General features: G+C 65.3%; 22 protein-coding genes. 17 read left to right on the top strand and 5 right to left on the bottom strand.

The window, feature by feature from the left end; genetic code table 11:
* The first annotated feature begins 159 nt into the window (after positions 1 to 159).
* Complete coding sequence (locus FJQ54_RS17675; RefSeq protein ID WP_235890256.1) at positions 160 to 1,035, top strand: PEPxxWA-CTERM sorting domain-containing protein; 876 nt, start codon at positions 160 to 162, stop codon at positions 1,033 to 1,035.
* Between the two features lie 129 nt (positions 1,036 to 1,164).
* On the top strand, positions 1,165 to 2,199 hold the full coding sequence (locus FJQ54_RS01030) for a hypothetical protein (protein ID WP_140926461.1): 1,035 nt from the start codon (positions 1,165 to 1,167) through the stop codon (positions 2,197 to 2,199).
* Positions 2,200 to 2,209: 10 nt separating this feature from the next.
* Here FJQ54_RS01030 and FJQ54_RS01025 read toward each other — a convergent pair whose 3' ends face one another.
* Positions 2,210 to 4,036 (bottom strand): DUF885 domain-containing protein, encoded by a 1,827-nt coding sequence (locus FJQ54_RS01025; protein WP_140926460.1) that lies wholly within the window; start codon positions 4,034 to 4,036, stop codon positions 2,210 to 2,212.
* Positions 4,037 to 4,271: 235 nt separating this feature from the next.
* Between FJQ54_RS01025 and rplU the strand changes: the two genes are divergently transcribed.
* Together rplU and rpmA are read left to right on the top strand one after the other, a co-directional pair.
* Positions 4,272 to 4,565: a 50S ribosomal protein L21 gene (rplU, locus tag FJQ54_RS01020; protein WP_140926459.1), complete on the top strand. Its 294-nt coding sequence runs from the start codon at positions 4,272 to 4,274 to the stop codon at positions 4,563 to 4,565.
* 12 nt (positions 4,566 to 4,577) lie between these two features.
* Positions 4,578 to 4,844 (top strand): 50S ribosomal protein L27, encoded by a 267-nt coding sequence (rpmA, locus tag FJQ54_RS01015; RefSeq protein ID WP_140926458.1) that lies wholly within the window; start codon positions 4,578 to 4,580, stop codon positions 4,842 to 4,844.
* Positions 4,845 to 4,961: 117 nt separating this feature from the next.
* Here rpmA and FJQ54_RS17345 read toward each other — a convergent pair whose 3' ends face one another.
* Complete coding sequence (locus FJQ54_RS17345) at positions 4,962 to 5,117, bottom strand: hypothetical protein (protein ID WP_181159929.1); 156 nt, start codon at positions 5,115 to 5,117, stop codon at positions 4,962 to 4,964.
* Positions 5,118 to 5,262: 145 nt separating this feature from the next.
* Here FJQ54_RS17345 and obgE point away from each other — a divergent pair, with 145 nt between their 5' ends.
* Complete coding sequence (obgE, locus tag FJQ54_RS01010; protein WP_140926457.1) at positions 5,263 to 6,294, top strand: GTPase ObgE; 1,032 nt, start codon at positions 5,263 to 5,265, stop codon at positions 6,292 to 6,294.
* Here obgE and FJQ54_RS01005 read toward each other — a convergent pair.
* Positions 6,291 to 7,784 carry a PQQ-dependent sugar dehydrogenase gene (locus tag FJQ54_RS01005; protein WP_140926456.1) on the bottom strand — a complete coding sequence of 498 codons (1,494 nt, stop codon included), beginning with the start codon at positions 7,782 to 7,784 and terminating at the stop codon, positions 6,291 to 6,293. The two genes, obgE and FJQ54_RS01005, sit on opposite strands and share 4 nt — an antisense overlap.
* Positions 7,785 to 7,938: 154 nt before the next feature.
* Between FJQ54_RS01005 and proB the strand changes: the two genes are divergently transcribed.
* The 8 genes from proB to FJQ54_RS00965 all read left to right on the top strand — a co-directional run bounded on the left by proB (position 7,939) and on the right by FJQ54_RS00965 (position 14,127).
* Positions 7,939 to 9,015: a glutamate 5-kinase gene (gene proB, locus FJQ54_RS01000; RefSeq protein WP_408006006.1), complete on the top strand. Its 1,077-nt coding sequence runs from the start codon at positions 7,939 to 7,941 to the stop codon at positions 9,013 to 9,015.
* A gap of 2 nt (positions 9,016 to 9,017) precedes the next feature.
* Positions 9,018 to 10,271: a glutamate-5-semialdehyde dehydrogenase gene (locus tag FJQ54_RS00995; protein WP_140926454.1), complete on the top strand. Its 1,254-nt coding sequence runs from the start codon at positions 9,018 to 9,020 to the stop codon at positions 10,269 to 10,271.
* Positions 10,268 to 10,879, top strand: coding sequence for a nicotinate-nucleotide adenylyltransferase (locus tag FJQ54_RS00990; RefSeq protein ID WP_140926453.1), 612 nt, complete (start codon positions 10,268 to 10,270; stop codon positions 10,877 to 10,879). Before FJQ54_RS00995 ends, FJQ54_RS00990 begins: the two co-directional genes overlap by 4 nt.
* Positions 10,876 to 11,253 carry a ribosome silencing factor gene (rsfS, locus tag FJQ54_RS00985; protein WP_140926452.1) on the top strand — a complete coding sequence of 126 codons (378 nt, stop codon included), beginning with the start codon at positions 10,876 to 10,878 and terminating at the stop codon, positions 11,251 to 11,253. Before FJQ54_RS00990 ends, rsfS begins: the two co-directional genes overlap by 4 nt.
* On the top strand, positions 11,250 to 11,666 hold the full coding sequence (locus tag FJQ54_RS00980) for a 23S rRNA (pseudouridine(1915)-N(3))-methyltransferase RlmH (protein WP_140926451.1): 417 nt from the start codon (positions 11,250 to 11,252) through the stop codon (positions 11,664 to 11,666). Before rsfS ends, FJQ54_RS00980 begins: the two co-directional genes overlap by 4 nt.
* Positions 11,667 to 11,777: 111 nt before the next feature.
* Positions 11,778 to 13,115, top strand: a complete 1,338-nt coding sequence (locus FJQ54_RS00975) for a S41 family peptidase (RefSeq protein ID WP_140926450.1) — start codon at positions 11,778 to 11,780, stop codon at positions 13,113 to 13,115.
* Positions 13,112 to 13,597, top strand: coding sequence for a disulfide bond formation protein B (locus tag FJQ54_RS00970; RefSeq protein ID WP_140926449.1), 486 nt, complete (start codon positions 13,112 to 13,114; stop codon positions 13,595 to 13,597). The genes FJQ54_RS00975 and FJQ54_RS00970 overlap by 4 nt, the downstream gene beginning before the upstream one ends.
* Positions 13,594 to 14,127 carry a demethoxyubiquinone hydroxylase family protein gene (locus FJQ54_RS00965; RefSeq protein WP_235890254.1) on the top strand — a complete coding sequence of 178 codons (534 nt, stop codon included), beginning with the start codon at positions 13,594 to 13,596 and terminating at the stop codon, positions 14,125 to 14,127. Before FJQ54_RS00970 ends, FJQ54_RS00965 begins: the two co-directional genes overlap by 4 nt.
* A gap of 364 nt (positions 14,128 to 14,491) precedes the next feature.
* On the opposite strand, the gene FJQ54_RS00960 is transcribed toward FJQ54_RS00965, so the two are convergent.
* Together FJQ54_RS00960 and thiS are read right to left on the bottom strand one after the other, a co-directional pair.
* A complete protein-coding gene (locus tag FJQ54_RS00960) occupies positions 14,492 to 15,133 on the bottom strand; it encodes a phytanoyl-CoA dioxygenase family protein (protein ID WP_140926448.1) in 642 nt (213 codons plus the stop codon).
* 26 nt (positions 15,134 to 15,159) lie between these two features.
* Positions 15,160 to 16,134, bottom strand: a complete 975-nt coding sequence (gene thiS, locus FJQ54_RS00955) for a sulfur carrier protein ThiS (protein ID WP_140926447.1) — start codon at positions 16,132 to 16,134, stop codon at positions 15,160 to 15,162.
* Between the two features lie 65 nt (positions 16,135 to 16,199).
* Between thiS and aroQ the strand changes: the two genes are divergently transcribed.
* From aroQ to FJQ54_RS00935, 4 genes are all read left to right on the top strand, one after another.
* Positions 16,200 to 16,628, top strand: coding sequence for a type II 3-dehydroquinate dehydratase (gene aroQ, locus FJQ54_RS00950; RefSeq protein WP_181159933.1), 429 nt, complete (start codon positions 16,200 to 16,202; stop codon positions 16,626 to 16,628).
* Positions 16,629 to 16,684: 56 nt separating this feature from the next.
* Positions 16,685 to 17,155, top strand: coding sequence for an acetyl-CoA carboxylase biotin carboxyl carrier protein (accB, locus tag FJQ54_RS00945; RefSeq protein WP_140926445.1), 471 nt, complete (start codon positions 16,685 to 16,687; stop codon positions 17,153 to 17,155).
* 14 nt (positions 17,156 to 17,169) lie between these two features.
* Complete coding sequence (accC, locus tag FJQ54_RS00940; protein ID WP_140926444.1) at positions 17,170 to 18,513, top strand: acetyl-CoA carboxylase biotin carboxylase subunit; 1,344 nt, start codon at positions 17,170 to 17,172, stop codon at positions 18,511 to 18,513.
* Between the two features lie 284 nt (positions 18,514 to 18,797).
* A complete protein-coding gene (locus tag FJQ54_RS00935; protein ID WP_235890253.1) occupies positions 18,798 to 20,567 on the top strand; it encodes a DEAD/DEAH box helicase in 1,770 nt (589 codons plus the stop codon).
* The last annotated feature ends 7 nt before the right edge of the window (positions 20,568 to 20,574 follow it).

The raw sequence follows: 20,574 nt of genomic DNA, 5'->3' as shown, positions 1-20,574 counted from the left end.
CGGGCGCGCGCGCGGCTGCGAAACGGCTGTCTCCACTGGGCCTGATCAGTTGAGCCGTTAACCATCCATTTTTTGACCCGTTTTCCCCGCTCGCCCCGCTTGAGCAGTTGAGGGGCTGCACGGGGCAGGCCCCTACATGATCGAACAGGAGCAGATCACATGATTCGACACACACGCATCACCGCCATGGCGCTCGCCGCCACCGTCACGCTGGCGAGCGCAACAACCGCCGAAGCCGCCTTCTTCATCCGTCCGGTGCTGCAATATGGGCAAGGCGAAATGGTGGACGGGCTTTCGCTGAACAACCTCACCGCCAAGACGCACAGCTTCAACGACGGCTACACCAGCCTCAGCGCCTCGGTGAACATGGGCGCAGGCGAGATCAAAACCTATGTCTCGTCCAATGGGCCGCAGAGCAACTATCTGATCGCCACCGGCATTTACGGCGATACCCTCCGCTATTGGGGCAGCGAGACGGAATCCGTCAGCTTCTACACCAACTTCGATGGCCTGATCAGCAGCTTCCAATATGATCTCGGCTCGGAATATTATGACAGCCGCTACATCGGCATCCAGGCGCATTTCGCCGTCTATGAAGCCGGGACCGGCGCGACATGGGGCGACTGGACGACCCACGGCAGCCAGAAGGGCACCGCACTCTACAATGAATCCTATACCGAGACTTGGGGCGATTATGGGCTGGATTTCCAGCAGGATTTCAACGTGCTGCTGGGCAATGATCTGTTCCTGACGAACGGTGCCTATTATGAAGTCTATGTCGCCTTCAACCTGCTGCTGAACCCCGGCATCTATGGCGGCTTCATCGAGATGAACTCGATGAACACGGCGCGGCTCTCCATCAGCGCGCCAAACGGCAGCTTCACCTCGGAATCGGGCGATTTCCTCGGCTTTGACAAGACCCCGACGCAATCCGGCGCCGTGCCGGAGCCCGCCACATGGGCGATGCTGATCGCGGGCTTCGGGCTGGTGGGTGCCGCCGCGCGCCGCCGCCGCAGCGCCGTGGTCGAAGCGTAAGGGCAAGCCGCAGGGTCGGAACCTGCGACGGCCGGGCCGGATGGCCCGGCCGTCTGTGCTTGACGCCGGATGGGCTGCATCTAACCTGCCCCCAAGAGGCCGATTCCTGCCTCTTGGGGAGCCAGATGTATGCGTTCATGGGTCGCGATCGCGGGGCTGCTGCTTGCGGGGGCGGCGATCGGCCAGCCCGCGCTGGGGCAGGCCGCCACCATCCAGACTGAAAAACCCGAAGGGCCGACTGGCTGGGTGGAGAGTGGCGAGCAGGTCAGGCTGGGCCGGGCGGGGATCGCCCTGCCCAAGGAAATCCGGGGCTTCCGCCTGATCGAGACGCGCCTCCTGGATGCGCAGGGCTTCGATGCAGTGGCCCGTTACCAGCGCGGCGACGAGCATCTCACCCTCTATCTTTATCAGCCGATCGACAACGCCGCGCGGCTGCAGTGGAATAGCGCGCTGAACATAGTTCGCAGGCGCCTGCAGAGTGAGGGCGGAGGGGCAGCCCAACAGGTGGAGGCGGTGGCTGCGGCGCGCGGCCCCGCCATGCTTGCGAGTTTTGACAACAAGCACGCAGCCGACGTGCTGATGATGGGTCGGCTGGACAATGGTTGGAACCTGAAGCTGCGCCTTTCCAGCCGTCCGCCCGCCGCAGAGGCGCGGGCGGAAGCGCTCGCCCTGTTCAACAGCATCGCCCTGCCCGAAGGGCGCAGCCTGATCGCGCCGGATCTTCGGCCGATCCCGGCCTGCGAGCCGCTGGAATTCGCCCGCACGCCCAAGGCCGAGCAAGTCTCATCCCAGCAGCGGATGCAGCTCACTCTGGGCGCAGTCGCCATGCTGTCCAGTGTGGGGAAAGAGACCGACACGACAGACTGGTGCACAGCCGGAGCGACGCAGATCGGGCAGCTTCCGATCACCCTCTATCGAGGCCCTGCGGAAAAGGGGGCGAATGTCTACCGCGTGCCGCTGGGGGATAATGGTGCCATGCTGAAGCTGGAACCGGCGGTGATACCCGTCGGCAAGGCGGGCTGGTGGCTGCTGTTCGACCGGATATCCGACAGGATCGTGCTGCAGATACTGGACGGCCCGGGCGACGATGCCGACATGGCCGACATCATCGCCCGTTTCGATCAGCTGGCGCGCGAACCCGTCACCATCGTCGGCCGAAACTGAGGCAAACCCCTCAGCTCTTGCCGCCGCTGGCGATCCAGCGGTCGATCTTCGCGTCCAGCACTTCCAGCGGCAGCGCGCCCGTCATCAGCACCTGTTCGTGGAAGGCGCGGATGTCGAAATTCTTGCCCAGCGCCTTTTCCGCCCGCTTGCGCGCGGCCTGAATGCGCAGATCGCCCACCTTATAGGCCAGCGCCTGCCCCGGCATCGCCACATAGCGATCCACTTCGTTCACCACATCCGTGGGGCCTTGCGACGAGTTGGCGAGCATATAATCGATCGCCTGCTGGCGGCTCCAGCCCTTGTCGTGCAGGCCGGTGTCCACCACCAGCCGCATGGCGCGCAGCATCTCGTCGTCCAGCCGTCCGTAATATTGATACGGATCGGTGAACATGCCCAGTTCCTTGCCAAGGCTTTCGGCATAGAGGCCCCAGCCTTCGGCAAAGGCGGTGTTGCCGCCAAAGCGCTGGAAGCTGGGCAGCTTGTCATTCTCCAGCGCCAGCGCGATCTGGAAATGGTGCCCCGGCTTGCCTTCGTGGAGATACAGCGTCTCCATCCCCGGCGTGGTGCGGCTCGGCAGATCATAGGCGTTGAAATAGAAGATGCCGGGCCGCGACCCGTCCGGCGGGCCGGGCATATAGGAGCCGCCAGCCGAATCCTTTTCAAGGAAGGGCGGATAGGGGCGGATTTCCAGCGGTGTCTTCGGCACGGTGCGGAACAGCTTCGGCAGCGCCACCTCCACCCGCTTGCCGATGTCGTAATAGCCCTGCGTCAGCGCTTCGCGGCTGGCCGGTTTGAACTTCGGATCTTCCTTGATGTAGACGAAGAACTCAGCCAGCGTGCCCTTGAAGCCCACCTCTTTCATCACCTTTTCCATCTCGCCGTGAATGCGCTTCACTTCGGAGAGGCCGAGGTTGTGGATTTCGTCCGGCGTCATGTTCGTGGTGGTGTGGGTGGAAACGAGGTAGCGATACAGGTCCGGCCCGCCCGGCATGGAGACAAGACCGGGGCGGTCATTGCCGCGGCTGGCAGGCAGATACACGTCGCGGGTGTAATCGCGCAGCGCCTTGTAGCGCGGCAGGATCACGTCGCGCACCTTCACCGTGTAAGCCTCTTTCAGCCGGGCCTGATCGGCCGCTGAAATGCCTTCGGGGAATTTCTGCACCGGCATCATCAGCGGCATGGCGTCCACGCCGCTATCCACATGGCGGTTCAGCTGATCCAACACCCGTTCCGTCACCAGCTTGGGCTGCACCACGCCTGCGGCCACGCCCTGCTTCATCCGGCCCAGCACGGCATCCAGCGCCACGGCAAAGCCGTCCAGCCGCTTCAGATTGTCCTCATAATCCTTCACCGTTTTGAACTGGGCGATGGAGGTGCCCGAAAAGATATCGGGCACGAACTGGTGGATGCCGTTGAAATGGTCGATCGGCAGCAGCTTCGAGACGTTCAGGATCGCGGGATCATAGCCCTTCAGCTGCGAGTCCCGCTGCCATTTGAACACGTCATAGCTGATCTGCTCGTCCGCGCTCAGCTTCGAACGGTCGATGGCGGCCAGCGCCTTCAGATCGGCTTCCGCCGCCGCCTTCTCGGCCGCGAGATACGCGTCGGAGATATAGTCGCCGAACTGGTCGGCATAGCGCGTGTCACCGCGGAACAGCGCGTTCAGCGGGTTGCGCTTCAGATTCTCCTCGTCGCTCTGCAGGAACAGGCGCTGCAGGTTCGCAGATGGCGTATCCACCGCGATCACGGCGGCAGGGGCGTCCTTCACCTGCGCAGCCGCAGGGATCGGCGAGATAGCGGCCAGAAGCGCCGGGCCCGCCAGCAGATAGGTTTTCATAGGATTTTCAGCCTTCACCTTGGGATTGTCGCCCCTCTCTGATCTTGCGAGATAGTCTTGCGCGCGGCCAACACAAAGCGCATTTTGATGGCGTGTCCGGCTTGCTTGAGCGGCTGCCAGTGTCTCTGGTTGGTTGACAATCGGCGAGTCGATCCATAAAGGCACCGGCTTTCGCGGCACCCCTGTTCCGGCAGGGGCCTGCCGCCTTTGCTGTCTTGATGATGAGGATTTCGAGATGTTCGCGGTGGTGCGCACGGGTGGCAAGCAATATCGGGTTGCCGCCGATGACCAGATCACGGTCGAAAAGCTGGACGGCGATGCCGGCAGCCAGGTGAGCCTTGATGTGCTGCTCGTCTCTGACGGCGGCGCGCTGAAGGACGCCGGCAAGGCCAAGGTCACCGCCGAAATCGTCGCCCACAACCGGGGCGACAAGGTGACGATCTTCAAGAAGAAGCGCCGCCACAATTATCGCCGCAAGAACGGCCATCGCCAGCACCAGACGGTGCTGAAGATTCTCTCGATCGCTTAAGGAGCCCCTGAAATGGCACATAAGAAGGCAGGCGGCTCGTCGCGCAACGGCCGCGACTCGAACGCAAAGCGTCTGGGCGTGAAGCTGTTCGGCGGTCAGGAAGCCATCGCCGGCAACATCATCATCCGTCAGCGCGGCACCCGCGTGTGGCCGGGCGTGAACGTGGGCCTTGGCCGCGACCACACCCTGTTCGCCACGGCAGACGGTCGGGTGGAATTCCACGACGGCAAGCAGGGTCGGAAATATGTCTCCGTCCGCGTGGCTGAAGCCGCCGAGTAAGACCAAGTGAACGGGCCGCTTTGGCGGCCCGGCCCATTCAGACCCCGGCGACGGGTTTCTGAAACAAGAAAGGCCGGAGCTTCCGCTCCGGCCTTCTCGTTTCGGCTCTGGTCTGCCTTATTTCGGCGCGACCGCAGCCTTTTCATGCTTCGCAGCTTCCTTTTTCTGGTGCTGCGAGGCTTTTGCTGGTTCCTTGGGGGCACTTGTCGCGGCATAAGCGCCGCTGGCAAGAGCGAAGGTCAGAGCTGCGGCAACAATCGATTGCTTCAGCATATTCAAGGTCCTTTGCATGTGCGCGTCGCCAATCGGTGCGCACCGCCGCTGACTGGACCTGATTCGCTGAATGGCGCATTGCTGCCTTGTTTCTCTGCCGTTCAGCCGATCCACCCCCACAACAGACCCCCGGATACCCCTTCCCATGATGTTCCTCGATCAGGCCAAGATCCATTTGAAGTCCGGCTGGGGCGGGGATGGCTGCGTCAGCTTCCGGCGCGAGAAATTCGTGGAATATGGCGGCCCGAACGGCGGCAACGGCGGCAAGGGCGGAGACATCATCTTCGAAGCCGTCGCCGGGCTGAACACGCTGATCGACTTCCGCTACACTCAGCATTTCCGCGCCCAGCGCGGGCAAGGCGGTATGGGATCTGACCGGCACGGTGCCAATGGCGAAACGCTGCTGATCCCGGTGCCGGTGGGCACACAGGTGCTGGCGGATGACGAGGAGCGCACCCTTCTCGCTGACCTGACGGACGTGGGGCAGAAGGTGATGCTGTTGCGCGGCGGCGATGGCGGGCGCGGCAACGCCAACTATAAAAGCAGCACCAACCGCGCGCCGCGCCAGTTCCAGAAGGGCTTCCCGGGGCAGGAGATCAGCGTGTGGCTGCGGCTGAAGCTGCTGGCCGACGTGGGGCTGGTGGGGCTGCCCAACGCGGGCAAATCCAGCTTCCTGAACGCGGTGACGAACGCCAGCGCCAAGGTGGGGGCCTATGCCTTCACCACGCTGAAGCCGCAGCTGGGCGTGGTGTCGCACAAAAGCCGCGAATTCGTGATGGCGGACATCCCCGGCCTGATCGAAGGCGCGGCCGACGGCGCCGGGATCGGCGATCGCTTCCTGGGCCATGTGGAACGCTGCCGCGTGCTGCTGCATCTGGTGGATGCCGGCGGCGAAGCCCCCACGGCGGGCTATGATATCGTGCGTGGCGAACTGGAAGCCTATGGCGCGGGGCTGGAAGAGAAGCCCGAGATCGTGGTGCTCTCCAAGATCGACACGGCCACCCCGCAGAAGATCGCCGCCGTCTCCCGCGCGATCGAACGCCGCACCGGCGTCCCGCCCCTCCTCGCCTCCTCCATGACGGGCGAGGGCATGGAGGGCGTGCTGAACGCACTGGCGGACGAACTGTGGCCGCGCAACGAGGCGAAAACCACCGAAGGCGGCTGGTCGCCGCTTTAAGGTTCGATGCGGAAGACCTGCCCGGCGGAATCAGCCAGAAACAACACGCCCGAGGCGCTTCGGGTGATCGCAACGATCCGCCCCACTGTCCCAACATCCGGCTTCAGATCGGCGGCACGATGCTGGATGCGATCAAGCTTGAGCGATTCGCCCACGACCAAGCGTGACTTGGGGACTGACCAGACACCGCCACCCACCGGATCCGCGAACAGATAATGATCCCGCAGGCTCGCCTGCGTGCCGGTATAAATGGATCCTCCGACGATTCCCTGAATCGATCTGCCCGATGCCGCACGTTGCAACTCCGCCACTGGCCCGATGCTGCCAGACGGCCCGCCACTCGCAATCACGGTCGAGCCTTCCAGATACGGCCAGCCGAAATTGCCTGCGATGTCCTGTGTAATTCGCAGGATATTGATTTCGTCCGACGTTCCACTGCCCTGATCAGCGAAAACCATGGAGCCGTCGGCGAGATCAGACAGGAACGCGCCCGATGGATTTCGTAAGCCGCTGGCGATCACATAGGGGTCGCCATTGCTGCCGTTATAGGGATTCCCGGGTGCCGCGATGAAGTACACCGGCGTGACACCGGCATAGGGATCCGGGTTCTTCGCCAGCCTGAGGATCTTGCCGCTGCGATTGTGCAGATCCTGCGCGTTGGAAGCGCGTTCACCATCGCCGACAAACACGTAAAGATAGCTCATTTCGCCATAAGTGATCGAGCCGCCGAGGTTGCGGCTCCCTTCCAGCGGTACGGCGACCGTTGGAGTGGACCAACCAACATAGCCGCCAAGGCCGTCGGGCTGATAGCGACGAACCCAGAGCTGCCCGCTGCGATGGATGTAAGAGACGAAAAACTGCCCCTGACTCACATAGTCGCCGGCGGCTGCAATCCCGCGAAGCCCGCGTTCGCCATCGGTGGCGATCTCATCCACGGTGAACAGAAGCGATTTCGCACCGTTTCCGCCATTCAGATGATAGACCTGCCCCGCTTTCTGCCCGATCAGAAGATCGCCGAACGGCGGCGCCGGCGAAACTGCCGTGATATCCGAAAAACCAGAGGCAACCCGGGTCAGCTGGATCGTATCAGCCTGATCCACCACCGTCACGGCCAGATCAAGATTCGTGCTTGATGTACCATCACTCACGGTCAGGCGAATGTTGTAGATATTATCGCGATTTGAATCGAGCGGAGCCTCGAAATCGGGCAACTCGCGAAAGGTTAGCTGCCCCGAACCGGAAAGCAGGAAGCGCGCGGCATCCTCCCCCCCCAATGACTGGGTCAGCGCACTTCCTTCAGGATCAGAGGCCGTCAGTTGATACGACAGCGCCTCATTCTCCAGCACGGACACGCTGGCCGCCGACGTGATCCGTGGCGGCTGATTGGTGGGCGCGGGCGTCGGCGTGGGGGCCGGGGTTGAACCGCCACCACCGCTGCAACCAGCCAGCAGCACCAGCGACGCGGACGCGAACAGAAAACGCCTGAACATGGCCTCACGTTATCGTTCGGCACGCCGCCTGTCGAGGCGGCCTCCCCGGCGGCCTCTAATCTTTCACACTCGCCTTCCGCGCGGGCGGCCTGTAGGGCCATCCGCCGTGTCAAACGCCCGCACCTTGCCATTTGCCCGCGCCCCACGCCTCACCCTGAAAGTGGGGTCGGCGTTGCTTGTGGAGAAATCCGGCGAGGTGCGGCGGGCGTGGCTGGAAACGCTGGTGGCCGATATCGCCGCTGCCCATGCGGGCGGGCAGCAGGTGATTCTGGTATCGTCCGGGGCGATTGCGCTGGGCTCCCGGCGGCTGAAGCTGGCGAAGGGCGGGCGGGCCAGCCTTGAGGATGCGCAGGCCGCCGCCGCCACCGGGCAGATCATCCTCGCCGGGCTGTGGGCGGAACTGCTGGGCAAGCATGGCATCGTCGCGGCGCAGATGCTGGTGACGCTGGGCGATTTCGAGGACCGGCGGCGCTTCCTGAACGCCTCGGCCACGCTCAGCCGCTTGCTGAGCCTTGGGGTGGTGCCGATCCTGAACGAGAATGATTCGGTCGCCACCGAGGAAATCCGCTTTGGCGACAATGATCGGCTGGCCGCCCGCGCGGCGCAGGCGGCGCGGGCGGATGCGCTGGTGCTGCTGTCCGATATCGACGGGCTTTACACCGCCAATCCGGCGGAAGATCCGGCGGCCGAGCTGATCCCCACCGTCTCCGACATCTCGGCGGTGGCGCATATGGCCAGCCGGGCCTCCTCCTCGGGCATGGGCTCCGGCGGAATGGTGGCCAAGGTGGAAGCGGCGCGCATCGCCCATGCTGCCGGAATTCCCGTCGCCATCGTCGCGGGCGCGCCGGCGCATCCGCTGAAGCAGTTCATCGAAACCGGCCATGGCACCATTTTCGAAGCGCCGGACCCGATGACGTCACGCAAGGCGTGGCTGGCCGGGCGGATGCAGGTGGAAGGCCGGCTGACGCTGGATGCCGGCGCGGTGCGCGCGCTGAAGGGCGGCAAAAGCCTGCTGGCGGCGGGCGTGATCGGCATCGAGGGGCAGTTCCGCCGGGGCGACGCGGTGGACGTTCTGGATGAAGCGGGCAAGCTGCTGGCGCGCGGGCTGGTGGGTTATGACGCGGCCGACGCCCGCGCCATCGCGGGCAAAAGCCGGGAGGCCCTGCGCGAGATTCTGGGCTATGCTCCGCGCAGTGCGATGATCCACCGGGACCAGATGGTGATGCTGTGAACATGGGACTGACGCCGGACCTGCTGATGGCAGACATGGGCGCGCGGGCGGGCGCCGCTGCACGGCTGGTCGCGGCTGCACCCACCGCCGTGAAGGCTGCGGCGGTGCAGGCGATGGCCGCCGCGATCCGCGCCAACGCCGCCGACATTCTGGCCGCCAATGCCCGCGACATGGCCGCAGCCGATGGCCTCAGCCCCGCCATGCAGGACAGGCTTCTGCTGACCCCGGCGCGCGTCGAGGGTATCGCTGACGCCGTGGCGCAGGTGGCCGCCCTGCCCGATCCGGTGGGCGAAACCATCCGCGAATGGCGGCAGCCCAACGGGCTGCAATTCCGCCGGGTGCGGGTGCCGCTGGGGGTGATCGGCATCATTTTCGAAAGCCGCCCCAACGTCACGGCGGACGCGGGTGTGCTGTGCCTGATGGCGGGCAATGCCTGCATCCTGCGCGGCGGATCGGAAGCGGCGGAGAGCAACCGTGCGCTGCACCGCTGTCTGGCGGCCGGGCTGGCCGCCGCCGGGCTTCCGGCGGATGCGATCCAGCTGGTGCCCACCACGGATCGCGCCATGGTGGGGGCAATGCTTGGCGCGGCGGGGCTGATCGACGTGATCATCCCGCGCGGCGGCAAAAGCCTCGTCGCGCGCGTGCAGGCCGAAGCGCGGGTGCCCGTGCTGGCGCATCTGGACGGGAACAACCATGTCTATGTGGATGGCGCGGCCAACCCGGAGATGGCCCGGGCGGTTGTGCTGAACGCCAAGCTGCGCCGCACCGGCGTCTGCGGGGCGATGGAAACCCTGCTGATCGACCGCGCCTATCCGCAAACCCCCGCCCTGCTGGCTGCGCTGCTGGATGCGGGGTGCGAATGCCGGGCCGAGGCGGCCCTGCTGCCGCTGGACGCGCGGCTGAAACCGGCCGTGCCAGAGGATTGGGACACCGAATATCTGGACGCCATCTGCGCCGTGGCACAGGTGGATGGCGTGGAAGGGGCGATTGCCCATATCGAGGCGCACGGCAGCCACCATACAGACGCCATCGTGAGCGCCGATGAAGCCGTTGCGCAGCGCTTTCTGGCGGCGGTCGATTCGGCGATCCTGCTGTGGAACGCCTCCACGCAATTCGCCGACGGCGGCGAATTCGGCTTCGGCGCGGAAATCGGCATCGCCACCGGCCGCCTGCATGCGCGCGGCCCCGTCGCGCTGGAGGGCCTCACCAGCTACAAGACTGTCGTGACGGGAAGTGGGCAGGTGAGGCCGGTTTGAAGAAAGGCTTCACAGTCGGCCTGCTGGGCGGATCGTTCAATCCGGCGCATGGCGGCCACCGGCGGATGAGTGTGGCGGCGCTGGAGCGGCTGGGGCTGGACGAGGTCTGGTGGCTGGTGTCCCCGCAGAATCCGCTGAAGCCGGTGGCCGGGATGGCCCCGCTGGCCCTGCGAATCGCATCGGGCAAGGCGGCGGCGCGACATCCGCGCATCCGCGTGACGGGGATCGAGGCGGAGCTGGGCACGCAACTGACCATCGACACCATCGAAGCGCTGAAGCGGCGTTACCCGCAGGTGAAATTCCTGTGGCTGATGGGATCGGACAATCTGCAGCAATTCCACCGCTGGGCCGCATGGCGGCAGATTGCCCGGCAGGTTCCGATTGTGGTGATGGCGCGTTCGCCCTATGTTGGGCGCAGCCAGTTCGCCCCGGCCATGGGCTGGCTGCGCCGCTGGCGTCACCAGAACCCCGCCGGATGGAGGAATTGGCATCTGCCCGGGCTGGCGCTCGTGAACCTTGGCCTTGATCAGCGGTCTGCGACTGCGATCCGCCGTGCCGACCCCGATTGGGCTGATGACCTCCGCTTGCAACAGGATAGTGAAGATTGACTGACGCCGAAAAGAATGTGGACGCGCTCCACAAGCTGATCCTGAAATGCCTGGAAGACGGGCAGGCCGAAGAGGTGGTGAGCATCCCGCTGGCCGGGAAAAGCGCCATTGCCGATCATATGGTGGTCGCCTCCGGCCGCTCCACCCGGCAGGTGGCGGCGCTGGCGCAGCGCATCGAATCGGAAGTGAAGCAATCGTTGCACCGCAATGTGAAGATCGAAGGGCTGGCCAGCGCGGACTGGGTGCTGATCGACGCGCATGACGTGATCGTCCATTTGTTCCGCCCCGAAGTGCGGCAATTCTACGGGCTGGAAAAGATGTGGGCGTTTGACGCGGACGGCGCGCCGGTTCGTGCCGAGGGTGCTAAACCCTGAAGTTCAGCATACTCGCCTATGGCAAGGCCGGGCGCGGCGCGGAATCGGAGCTTGTCGACCGCTATCTGAAGCGCATCCCGTGGGGCGCGTCCGTGATCGAACTGGCAGAGAGCGCCACCTTCCCGCCCGCGCCCGCCAACAGCCGCACCGTGGTGCTGGACGAACGCGGCAAGGCGCTTTCCAGCGAGGCCTTTGCGCAGCGGCTGGGCCAGTGGAGAGACGGCGGCGTGCGCGACGTGCGCTTCCTGCTTGGCCCGGCAGACGGCCACAAGGCGGAAACCCGCGACACGGCAGACCTTGTGCTGGCGCTCGGCCCGGCCACATGGCCGCATCTTCTGGCCCGCGCCATGCTGGCGGAACAGTTGTATCGCGCCTTTTCCATCCTCACGGGCCACCCCTATCATCGTGAATGATGCCCCCCCCTCTTTTCAGCGGAGGTTCAAACTGCCACTCTCATAAATTGCAATTATGGGTGAATCCGGTGCGGGAGTTGCGCCGGGGCATCAACCCAAGAGGGTCTGTCGATGAAGCCGATTGTGCACACGTTTCTGGCCGGGACAGCAGGCGCCCTGCTGGCGATCACCGCGCCCACCGCCGTGAACGCCGCGCGCGGCAACGAAACCTGGCGAGAGCTGGACACGCTGATGGACGTGTTCCTGAAGGTGCGCGAATCCTATGTGGATCAGGTGGATGATAAAAAGCTGATCGAAGGCGCGATTAACGGCATGCTGGCCAGCCTCGATCCGCACAGCAGCTATCTGGACGCGCGCGACAGCGAAAATATGCGCAGCCAGACGGACGGCGAATATGGCGGCCTCGGCCTCACCGTATCCAGCGACGAGGGCGCGGTGCGCGTGGTGTCCCCCACGGATGACACCCCGGCTGCGCGCGCGGGCATCAAGTCCGGCGACTTCATCACCCATATCGACGATCAGCTGCTCTACGGCTCCACCCTGAACGAAGCGGTGGACAAGATGCGCGGCACGCCCGGCACCAAGATCAAGCTGACGGTGGTGCGCCCTGGCGCGCCCAAGCCGCTGACCTTCGATCTCACCCGCGAAGTGATCAAGGTGCGCCCGGTCCGCTGGGAGGCGAAGGGCAATGTGGGCGTGATCCGCATCGCCAGCTTCAACCGGCAGACGGGCGAAGCCACAAGGCAGGCCGTGACGGAGCTTTCGAAGAAGATCGGCCCCGATGTGGCGGGCTATGTGATCGATCTGCGCTCCAACCCCGGCGGGCTGCTGGATCAGGCCATCGAAGTGACGGACGCCTTCCTTGAGCGCGGCGAGATCGTCAGCCAGCGCGGCCGCACGAAGGACGATATCGAGCGTTACTATGCCCGCGCAGACGATCTGACGGGCGGCAAGCCCATCGTCGTGCTGGTGGACGAAGGCTCGGCCTCTGCCGCCGAAATCGTCGCGGGGGCGTTGCAGGATCAGAAGCGCGCCATCGTGCTGGGCCAGCGCACCTTCGGCAAGGGCAGTGTGCAGACGCTGATCCCGCTGAGCGCCGATTCGGGGCTGCGGCTGACGACGGCGCGTTATTACACGCCCTCCGGCCGATCCGTGCAGGAGGCCGGGATTGATCCCGACATCAAGGTGCCGCAACTGACAGACGGCAGCCGCATCGACAGGCCGCGCCTGCGCGAAGCGGACCTCAGGAACCATCTGATCGCCGAGAAGAAGGCCGACGACAAGCTGATCGAGGATGACGGCAAGCCCGATCCCCGCTTCCGCATGACGGCCGACGAGCTGAAAAAGCAGGGCATCACCGACTTCCAGCTGGATTATGCCGTTAAGCTCGTCTCCCGCCTTGGCGCGAAGCCGGTCGCCCCGGCGCAGGTGGCTTCGTCGAACAAATGACGCGCACGAAGGGGGTGCGGCAGGCCGCTTGGCTGCTGATCGCGGTGTCCGGCTCGCTGCTGCTGGGGGCGCTGGCCTTCCAGTTCATCGGCGGGCTGGCTCCATGCGAAATGTGTTACTGGCAGCGCTATGCGCATCTGGCGGTGCTGGCGGTGGCGGGCCTTGCGCTGATCAGCGGAAACCGCGCCATCGGCTGGCTGGCGGTGCTGGCGATGGCCATCGCCGCCGGGCTGGGGCTGTTCCACGCCGGTGTCGAGCTGAAATGGTGGCAGGGCGTCACCGCCTGCACCGCGCCCGTCTCCGCCGGCATGTCCACGGCAGACATGCTGGACAAGCTGATGAACGCGCCGCTCGTCCGCTGCGACCAGATACCATGGAGCCTGCTGGGCATTTCCATGGCAGGGTGGAACGCGCTGATCTCGGCAGGTGCCGCGCTGTGCGGGGCCTTCGTCCTGATCTTCACGCAGAGGAGACCCGCATGACCCGGCTCGCCGGAGACCCTGCCCCCGACACCAGGGCGATGATCCGCGTGGATCATGCCGGGGAATATGGCGCGAAACGCATCTATGCGGGCCAGCTGGCAGTGATGGGCACCCGCCACCCCTATTCGGGAGAAATCGCCCGGATGGAGGCGCAGGAAGACGTGCATCTGAACGCCTTCGCGCAACTGGTGACGGAACGCGGCGTGCGCCCCACGCTGCTGATGCCGCTGTGGCATGTCGCCGGTTTCGCGCTGGGTGCCGCATCCGCCCTCGCCGGCCCCAAAGCCGCCATGGCCGTCACAGCAGCCGTCGAAACCGAAATCGACCGCCACTATCAGGCCCAGCGCGACGCACTGGCTGGCGACGACCCGGACCTCGAAGCGCTGATCGCCAAATTCCAGGCGGAAGAAGTCGAGCACCGCGACAGCGCCATCGCCCATGGCGCAGAACAGGCCCCCGCCTACCCCCTACTCTCCGCACTGGTGCGCGCAGGCTGCCGGGCGGCGATCCGCGCGGCGGAGCGGGTTTAGGCGGCGGCGAGGTCAGAGTTGAGGGGGCTCTGCCCCCTCAAACTCCCCCGGCAAGGGAATGATTCCCCTGCACCCCCGAACTTTTTACTTAGCCCCTCCCCTGCAGGGGAGGGGTTGGGGTGGGGGCTGTCCGCTGGCCGCGAGGTTGGGGGTTGTTGCCTGCGGCGCTTTGGAGCGTGCCCCACCAACCTCTCCACACGTCACCCCGGACTTGATCCGGGGTCCAGCTTGTTCTTCTCCAACGTCGCGGGTGAAAAGCTGGACCCCGGATCAAGTCCGGGGTGACGGTTGTGGTTACGTGGAGGTTGGTGGATCAACCCGGCCAACGGACCACTGTCCACCCCCGCCACTTCAATCCACCTCGTCAGATGCCAGCCCATTCCAGCCCGTCAGGCAGCTTTTCCGCAGCATAGTCCAATTGCAGAACACGTCGGCGGGCAGGAGAGACTGCTGCTTCCGACGCATGCAGAATTGGCGTTGCGTACAGCCACACATCCCCGGCTTTCGCTATGCACGCCTGCACCCCGCACTTACGGACAACGGCCTCGATGTCAGCGACAGGCACGCGCCCGTATCGATGCGAACCGGGCGCGACGAGCAAGGGCGCGTTGTCAGACGGCACATCATCCAGATGCACGCGCAGGGTCAGCATTCCTGCAAGCAGAGCGAATGGCGGTGCCACATGCAATAGCCCGCTCTTGATCGTCCAGGGCCCGAAACCGGGCACGTCCCTGCGCTCACGGACACATATCGTCCGATCCTGATGCCAACCCAGTGCCCAGTTGGTCTCAGCGCTCTTGTCGAACAGAACCGCGCGCACAGCCCTGCATTCAGGGCCAAGGTGGCTGGCTGCAATCGAACCTATCGGTCCGTTCCGGCCAACAAAGGCGTCCAGCCCCTCCAACCCTGAGATGCGGACCCCCGCGTCATGCTGCGGAAGGTTGGAAAAAAGCGAGATCAGTTGATCGCAAGCGGATGGGTTCAGCACAGCCTTCAACAGCCGCATGCCCGTCTCGGAAAAATCCCCTGACGTCAGATCAACCCCGCCAGCGGGCTGGACGGATCCGCATAGCGCCTGACCGGCATCCGCCCGGCCAGATAGGCATCGCGCCCTGCTTCCACCGCCGCCTTCATCGCACGGGCCATGCGCACCGGGTCTTTGGCTTCGGCGATGGCGGTGTTCATCAGCACGCCGTCGCAGCCCAGTTCCATGGCGATGGCCGCGTCGCTGGCGGTGCCCACGCCTGCGTCCACCAGCACGGGGACTTTGCATTGCTCCACGATCAGCCGGATGTTCACCCGGTTCTGGATGCCCAGCCCCGATCCGATCGGCGCGCCCAGCGGCATGATCGCCGCCGCGCCCGCATCCTCCAACCGCCGCGCGACCACGGGATCGTCGGAGGTATAGACCATCACGTCGAACCCTTCCTTCACCAGAACTTCCGTGGCGCGGATGGTTTCGATCACATCGGGGAACAGGGTCTTCTGGTCTGCCAACACCTCCAGCTTCACCAGCGTCCAGCCGCCCGCTTCGCGCGCCAGTCGCAATGTGCGCAACGCGTCGTCCGCGGTGAAGCAGCCCGCCGTGTTGGGCAGGTAAGTGAAACGGTCGGGCTTCACATAATCCGTCAGCAGCGGCTGGGATTTGTCCGTCAGATTCACCCGGCGCACCGCGACCGTCACGATCTCCGCGCCGGAGGCTTCAGCGGCGGCGGCGTTTTGGGCGTAATCCTTATATTTCCCCGTCCCCACGATCAGCCGCGAGTTGAACGTCCGCCCGGCGACCGTCCAGCTGTCGTCTTGCCCACCACCCACGAAATGCACGATTTCCACCTCGTCTCCGTCTGCCAAAGCGGCTTCGTCCCATGCGCTCATCGGCACGATCTCGCGGTTGCGCTCCACCGCGACCCGGCCTTTCGTGAGGTCCAGAGAGGCGACAAGCGCCGCCACGCTGCTGCCTGCCGCCAGTTCGCGCGGCTCCCCATTCAAGCGGATGGTGATTTTCATGTGCGCCTCTATAAAGCCCTCATGCGCAGGCTCAACCGAAAGGCAGCATCTTGTCGAACCTCGTGATGGTGCTGAATGGCCCCAACCTGAACCTGCTGGGCACGCGGGAGCCTGAGGTTTACGGCGCGACGACGCTGGACGATATCGCGCAGATGCTGACCGATCAGGGCGACAGGCTGGGGATCATGATCGATCTGCGCCAGTCCAACCATGAAGGCCATCTGATCGACTGGCTGCACGAGGCGGGCGCGAAGCAGGCCATCGCCGTGATCCTGAATGCGGGCGCCTACACCCACACGTCGGTTGCGCTGAGGGACGCCATCAAATCCATCAGTGTGCCGGTGATCGAGGTGCATCTTTCCAACCCCGCCGCGCGCGAATCCTTCCGCCATGTCAGCCACATATCCCCTGTGGCGGCGGGCGTGATCCAGGGCTTCGGCGCACAGGGCTATGCACTGGCGCTGGATGCTGCCGCCGCGATGCGACTGGACTAGGCCGCAACAATACGGCAAGGGCGCTAACCATATTCCAGAAATCTAAGGGACAACGAATGGCTGCTTCCAAGGGCGCCGAACCCGGTGACAAGATGCGCGTCGAAATCGAACTGGTGAAACAGCTCGCCAGCCTGCTCGACGAAACCAACCTGACGGAAATCGAAGTGCATGATGGCGAACGCGCCATTCGCGTGGCGCGCGGAAGCGCCGCCCCGGTGGCCGTTGCCGCCGCGCCGGTGGCCGCTGCCCCGGTCGCCGCGGCTCCTGCCGCAGCAGCACCGGCCGCCGAGCACCCCGGCGCGGTGAAATCGCCGATGGTGGGCACCGCCTATCTCGCCCCGGAACCCGGCGCTGCCGATTATATCACCGTCGGCAAGGCGGTGAAGGAAGGCGAAACCCTGCTGATCGTGGAAGCGATGAAGGTGATGAACCCCATCACCGCGCCCAAGGCCGGCACGGTGAAGGCGATCCTGATCGCCAACGAACAGCCGGTCGAGTATGACCAGCCGCTCGTCATCATCGAGTGACGGCTCAGCTGCCGATGTTTCGCAAGATCCTGATCGCAAACCGGGGCGAAATCGCGCTTCGCGTGCTGCGCGCCGCCCGCGAAATGGGCATCAAGACGGTCGCCGTCCACTCCACGGCGGATGCCAGCGCCATGCATGTGCGGCTGGCGGATGAGGCCATCTGCATCGGCCCGCCGTCCGCTTCGGATAGCTATCTGAACATCCCCAACATCATCGCCGCTGCCGAAATCGCGCAGGCCGATGCCATCCACCCCGGCTATGGCTTCCTCAGCGAAAACGCCCGCTTCGCGGAGATCGTGGAGGAGCATCGCATCGCCTGGATCGGGCCGAAGCCCGAGCATATCCGCACCATGGGCGACAAGGTGGAGGCGAAGCGCACCGCAGGCGCGCTGGGCCTGCCGCTGGTGCCCGGATCGGACGGCGCGGTGGAGACGGTGGAGCACGCCCGCAAGGTGGCCGAGGAATTCGGCTATCCGGTGCTGGTGAAGGCGGCCGCCGGGGGCGGCGGACGCGGCATGAAGGTCGTGGAAAATGACGCCATGCTGGAGGGCGCGTTCCGGCAGGCTCGCGCGGAAGCCAAGGCCGCCTTCGGCCATGACGCTGTTTACATTGAAAAATATCTGAAGAACCCGCGCCACATCGAGTTCCAGATTTTCGGCGATGGCAAGGGCAAGGCCATCCATCTGGGTGAGCGGGATTGTTCGCTGCAACGTCGCCACCAGAAGGTGCTGGAGGAGGCCCCCTCCCCCGTGCTCTCCGCCCCGGAACGCGAACGCATGGGCATGATCTGCGCCAAGGCCATGGCGGACATGCACTATCGCGGCGCGGGAACCATTGAATTCCTGTGGGAAAACAATGAATTCTACTTCATTGAGATGAACACCCGGCTGCAGGTGGAACATCCCGTCACGGAATATCTGACGGGCATGGATCTGGTGAAGGAACAGATTAATGTCGCCGCAGGCCTGCCGCTGTCCCGCACGCAGGATCAGGTGACGCTCAGCGGCCACGCCATCGAAGTGCGCATCAACGCGGAAGACCCGCAGACCTTCGCGCCCTCCCCCGGCCTCGTCAGCGAATTTCACGCGGCGGGCGGCCCCGGCGTGCGCATCGATTCCGCGCTCTACAGCGGTTATCGCGTGCCCCCCACCTATGACAGCCTGATCGCCAAGCTGATCGTCCATGACGACAGCCGCGAACAGGCCATCGCCCGGCTGAAGCGGGCGCTGGAGGAAATGGTGGTGGGCGGGATCAAATCCACCATCCCGCTGCACCAGCGGCTGGTGGACGAGCCGGATTTCCGCTCTGGCGATTACAGCATCAAATGGCTGGAAGCGCTGCTGGCGAAAAAGGGCTGAAGCACCCCCCCGTATCCCCCCGCTCAGGCTGAGCTTGTCGAAGCCCCATCGGGCATGCCCAGCCCGGCTCAGCCTTCGCTCTTTTCCCGTCCGGGGCTTCGACAAGCTCAGCCTGAGCGGGTGGAGGAGGTCAGCCTGAGCGGGACAGAGACAGGCAAGCGATACTCGTTCGCGAAGAGTATAATCGTCATTTTTTCGCAAACCGCCACAGCAACGCCACAGTGTGCGTTCATACGCCCCGGCTTATGCGCACCCGGCCAGTTTCGGCCGCGCCCCTTTTTCCGATGGACACCCAGTTGAGCTTCCCCACCCTCCCCCTCCTTGCCGAGGCGCTTGCCGCCCGTGGCTATACCGAACCCACCGCCGTGCAGGCGGCCGTGCTGCAACCGGAAACTGCGGGTCGAGACCTGATCGTCTCCGCGCAGACCGGCTCCGGCAAGACGGTCGCCTTCGGCCTCGCCATCGCGCCGCAACTGCTGGATGAAGAGGGGAAGGCGCGCCACGCCTTCGCGCCGCTCGCGCTCGCCATCGCCCCCACGCGGGAACTGGCGCTGCAAGTCAGCCGCGAGCTGGAATGGCTCTATGCCGGGGCGCAACTGCGCGTCGTCACCTGCGTGGGCGGGATGGATGCCGCGCGCGAACGCCGGGCGCTGGCCGGTGGCGCGCATGTGGTGGTCGGCACGCCGGGCCGCCTGCGCGATCATCTGGAGCGCGGCGCGCTCGACCTCGGCAGCCTCTCCGTCGCCATCCTCGATGAAGCCGACGAAATGCTGGACATGGGCTTCCGCGAGGATCTGGAAGAGATTCTGGACGCCACGCCGGAAGGCCGCCGCACGCTGCTGTTTTCCGCCACCATGCCGCGCCCGATCGTGGCGCTGGCCAAGCGCTACCAGCGTGATGCCTTCACCATTTCGACGGTGGGCGAAGATCGCGGCCATGGCGACATCAGCTATCAGGCCGTCACCGTCGCCCCGTCTGACATTGAAAATGCCGTGGTGAACCTGCTGCGCTTCCACGAAGCGGACACCGCGATCCTGTTCGCGGCAACGCGGGAAAATGTCCGCCGCCTGCACGCCAGCCTGTCCGAACGCGGCTTCGACGCGGTGATGCTGTCGGGCGAAAGCAGCCAGTCTGAGCGCAATCAGGCGCTTCAGGCCCTGCGCGACCGCCGCGCGCGGGTGTGCGTGGCCACCGATGTGGCAGCGCGCGGCATCGATTTGCCCGGCCTCAGCCTCGTGATTCACGTGGAAATCCCGCGTGATGCGGAAACGCTGCAACACCGCTCCGGCCGGACGGGCCGCGCCGGGGCCAAGGGCACTGCCATCCTGCTGGTGCCCTATCCGCGCCGCCGCCGGGTGGAAGGGCTGCTGCGCGACGCCCGCATCACGGCGGAATGGCGCCGCCCGCCCACGGCGGAGGAAATCCGCGAGAAGGACCGCGCCCGGCTGCTGCACGACCTGCTGCAACCAGTGGAAATCGAGGAAGGCGACGCCGACCTCATCGCGCAACTGCTGGCGGATCGCACGCCGGAGCAGCTGGCCGCGCAACTGCTGAAAGCCAGCCGCGCCAAGCTGCCCGCGCCGGAAGACATGCTGGATGGCGGCAAGCCGGAAACCGCGACCGCCAAGGAACATCGCCCCGGCTTCGACGATGTGGTGTGGTTCCGCATGAGCATCGGCCGCCGCCAGAACGCCGATCCGCGCTGGATTCTGCCGCTGATCTGCCGTCGCGGCCACCTCACCCGATCCGAAGTGGGCGCGATCCGCATTCAGGCGGCCGAAACCCATTTCGCCATTCCGCGCGCCAGCGCCGCCCGCTTCGCAGCCGCCGTGCGCCGCACCGCGCAGGACGGCGGAGACGATGAATCCGGCGTGCAGTTCGAGCAGCTGGATGGCGGCCGCCCCGGCCCGCAGGCAGCCGCAGCGCCGCGTCCGCACACAGGGCCTGCAAGACCGCACGGCGGCCCCGCAAAGCCGCATGCCGCCAAGCCCTGGAAAGACAAAGCCGGCAAGCCCGGCGGCGGCAAGCCCAACGCGATGAAGCGGAAGGGCTAAGTCAACA

The sequence above is a fragment of the Sandaracinobacter neustonicus genome, assembly GCF_006385875.1.
GTDB classification, from domain to species: Bacteria; Pseudomonadota; Alphaproteobacteria; order Sphingomonadales; family Sphingomonadaceae; genus Sandaracinobacteroides; species Sandaracinobacteroides neustonicus.
Note: the sequence above shows the minus strand (reverse complement) of the source record. Positions and strands in the feature narration are given on the sequence as shown.

Excerpts from the sequence above, each read along its gene's own strand:
- FJQ54_RS00995 (WP_140926454.1), top strand. The coding sequence starts at position 9,018 with ATGGGACTGACGCCGGACCTGCTGATGGCAGACATGGGCGCGCGGGCG.
- accC (WP_140926444.1), top strand. The coding sequence starts at position 17,170 with ATGTTTCGCAAGATCCTGATCGCAAACCGGGGCGAAATCGCGCTTCGC.
- rpmA (WP_140926458.1), top strand. The coding sequence starts at position 4,578 with ATGGCACATAAGAAGGCAGGCGGCTCGTCGCGCAACGGCCGCGACTCG.
- obgE (WP_140926457.1), top strand. The coding sequence starts at position 5,263 with ATGATGTTCCTCGATCAGGCCAAGATCCATTTGAAGTCCGGCTGGGGC.
- FJQ54_RS17675 (WP_235890256.1), top strand. The coding sequence starts at position 160 with ATGATTCGACACACACGCATCACCGCCATGGCGCTCGCCGCCACCGTC.
- FJQ54_RS00970 (WP_140926449.1), top strand. The coding sequence starts at position 13,112 with ATGACGCGCACGAAGGGGGTGCGGCAGGCCGCTTGGCTGCTGATCGCG.
- thiS (WP_140926447.1), bottom strand. The coding sequence starts at position 16,134 with ATGAAAATCACCATCCGCTTGAATGGGGAGCCGCGCGAACTGGCGGCA.
- FJQ54_RS01025 (WP_140926460.1), bottom strand. The coding sequence starts at position 4,036 with ATGAAAACCTATCTGCTGGCGGGCCCGGCGCTTCTGGCCGCTATCTCG.
- FJQ54_RS01005 (WP_140926456.1), bottom strand. The coding sequence starts at position 7,784 with ATGTTCAGGCGTTTTCTGTTCGCGTCCGCGTCGCTGGTGCTGCTGGCT.
- aroQ (WP_181159933.1), top strand. The coding sequence starts at position 16,200 with ATGGTGCTGAATGGCCCCAACCTGAACCTGCTGGGCACGCGGGAGCCT.
- FJQ54_RS00960 (WP_140926448.1), bottom strand. The coding sequence starts at position 15,133 with ATGCGGCTGTTGAAGGCTGTGCTGAACCCATCCGCTTGCGATCAACTG.
- FJQ54_RS01030 (WP_140926461.1), top strand. The coding sequence starts at position 1,165 with ATGCGTTCATGGGTCGCGATCGCGGGGCTGCTGCTTGCGGGGGCGGCG.
- FJQ54_RS17345 (WP_181159929.1), bottom strand. The coding sequence starts at position 5,117 with ATGCTGAAGCAATCGATTGTTGCCGCAGCTCTGACCTTCGCTCTTGCC.
- rplU (WP_140926459.1), top strand. The coding sequence starts at position 4,272 with ATGTTCGCGGTGGTGCGCACGGGTGGCAAGCAATATCGGGTTGCCGCC.
- accB (WP_140926445.1), top strand. The coding sequence starts at position 16,685 with ATGGCTGCTTCCAAGGGCGCCGAACCCGGTGACAAGATGCGCGTCGAA.
- FJQ54_RS00975 (WP_140926450.1), top strand. The coding sequence starts at position 11,778 with ATGAAGCCGATTGTGCACACGTTTCTGGCCGGGACAGCAGGCGCCCTG.
- FJQ54_RS00935 (WP_235890253.1), top strand. The coding sequence starts at position 18,798 with ATGGACACCCAGTTGAGCTTCCCCACCCTCCCCCTCCTTGCCGAGGCG.
- FJQ54_RS00965 (WP_235890254.1), top strand. The coding sequence starts at position 13,594 with ATGACCCGGCTCGCCGGAGACCCTGCCCCCGACACCAGGGCGATGATC.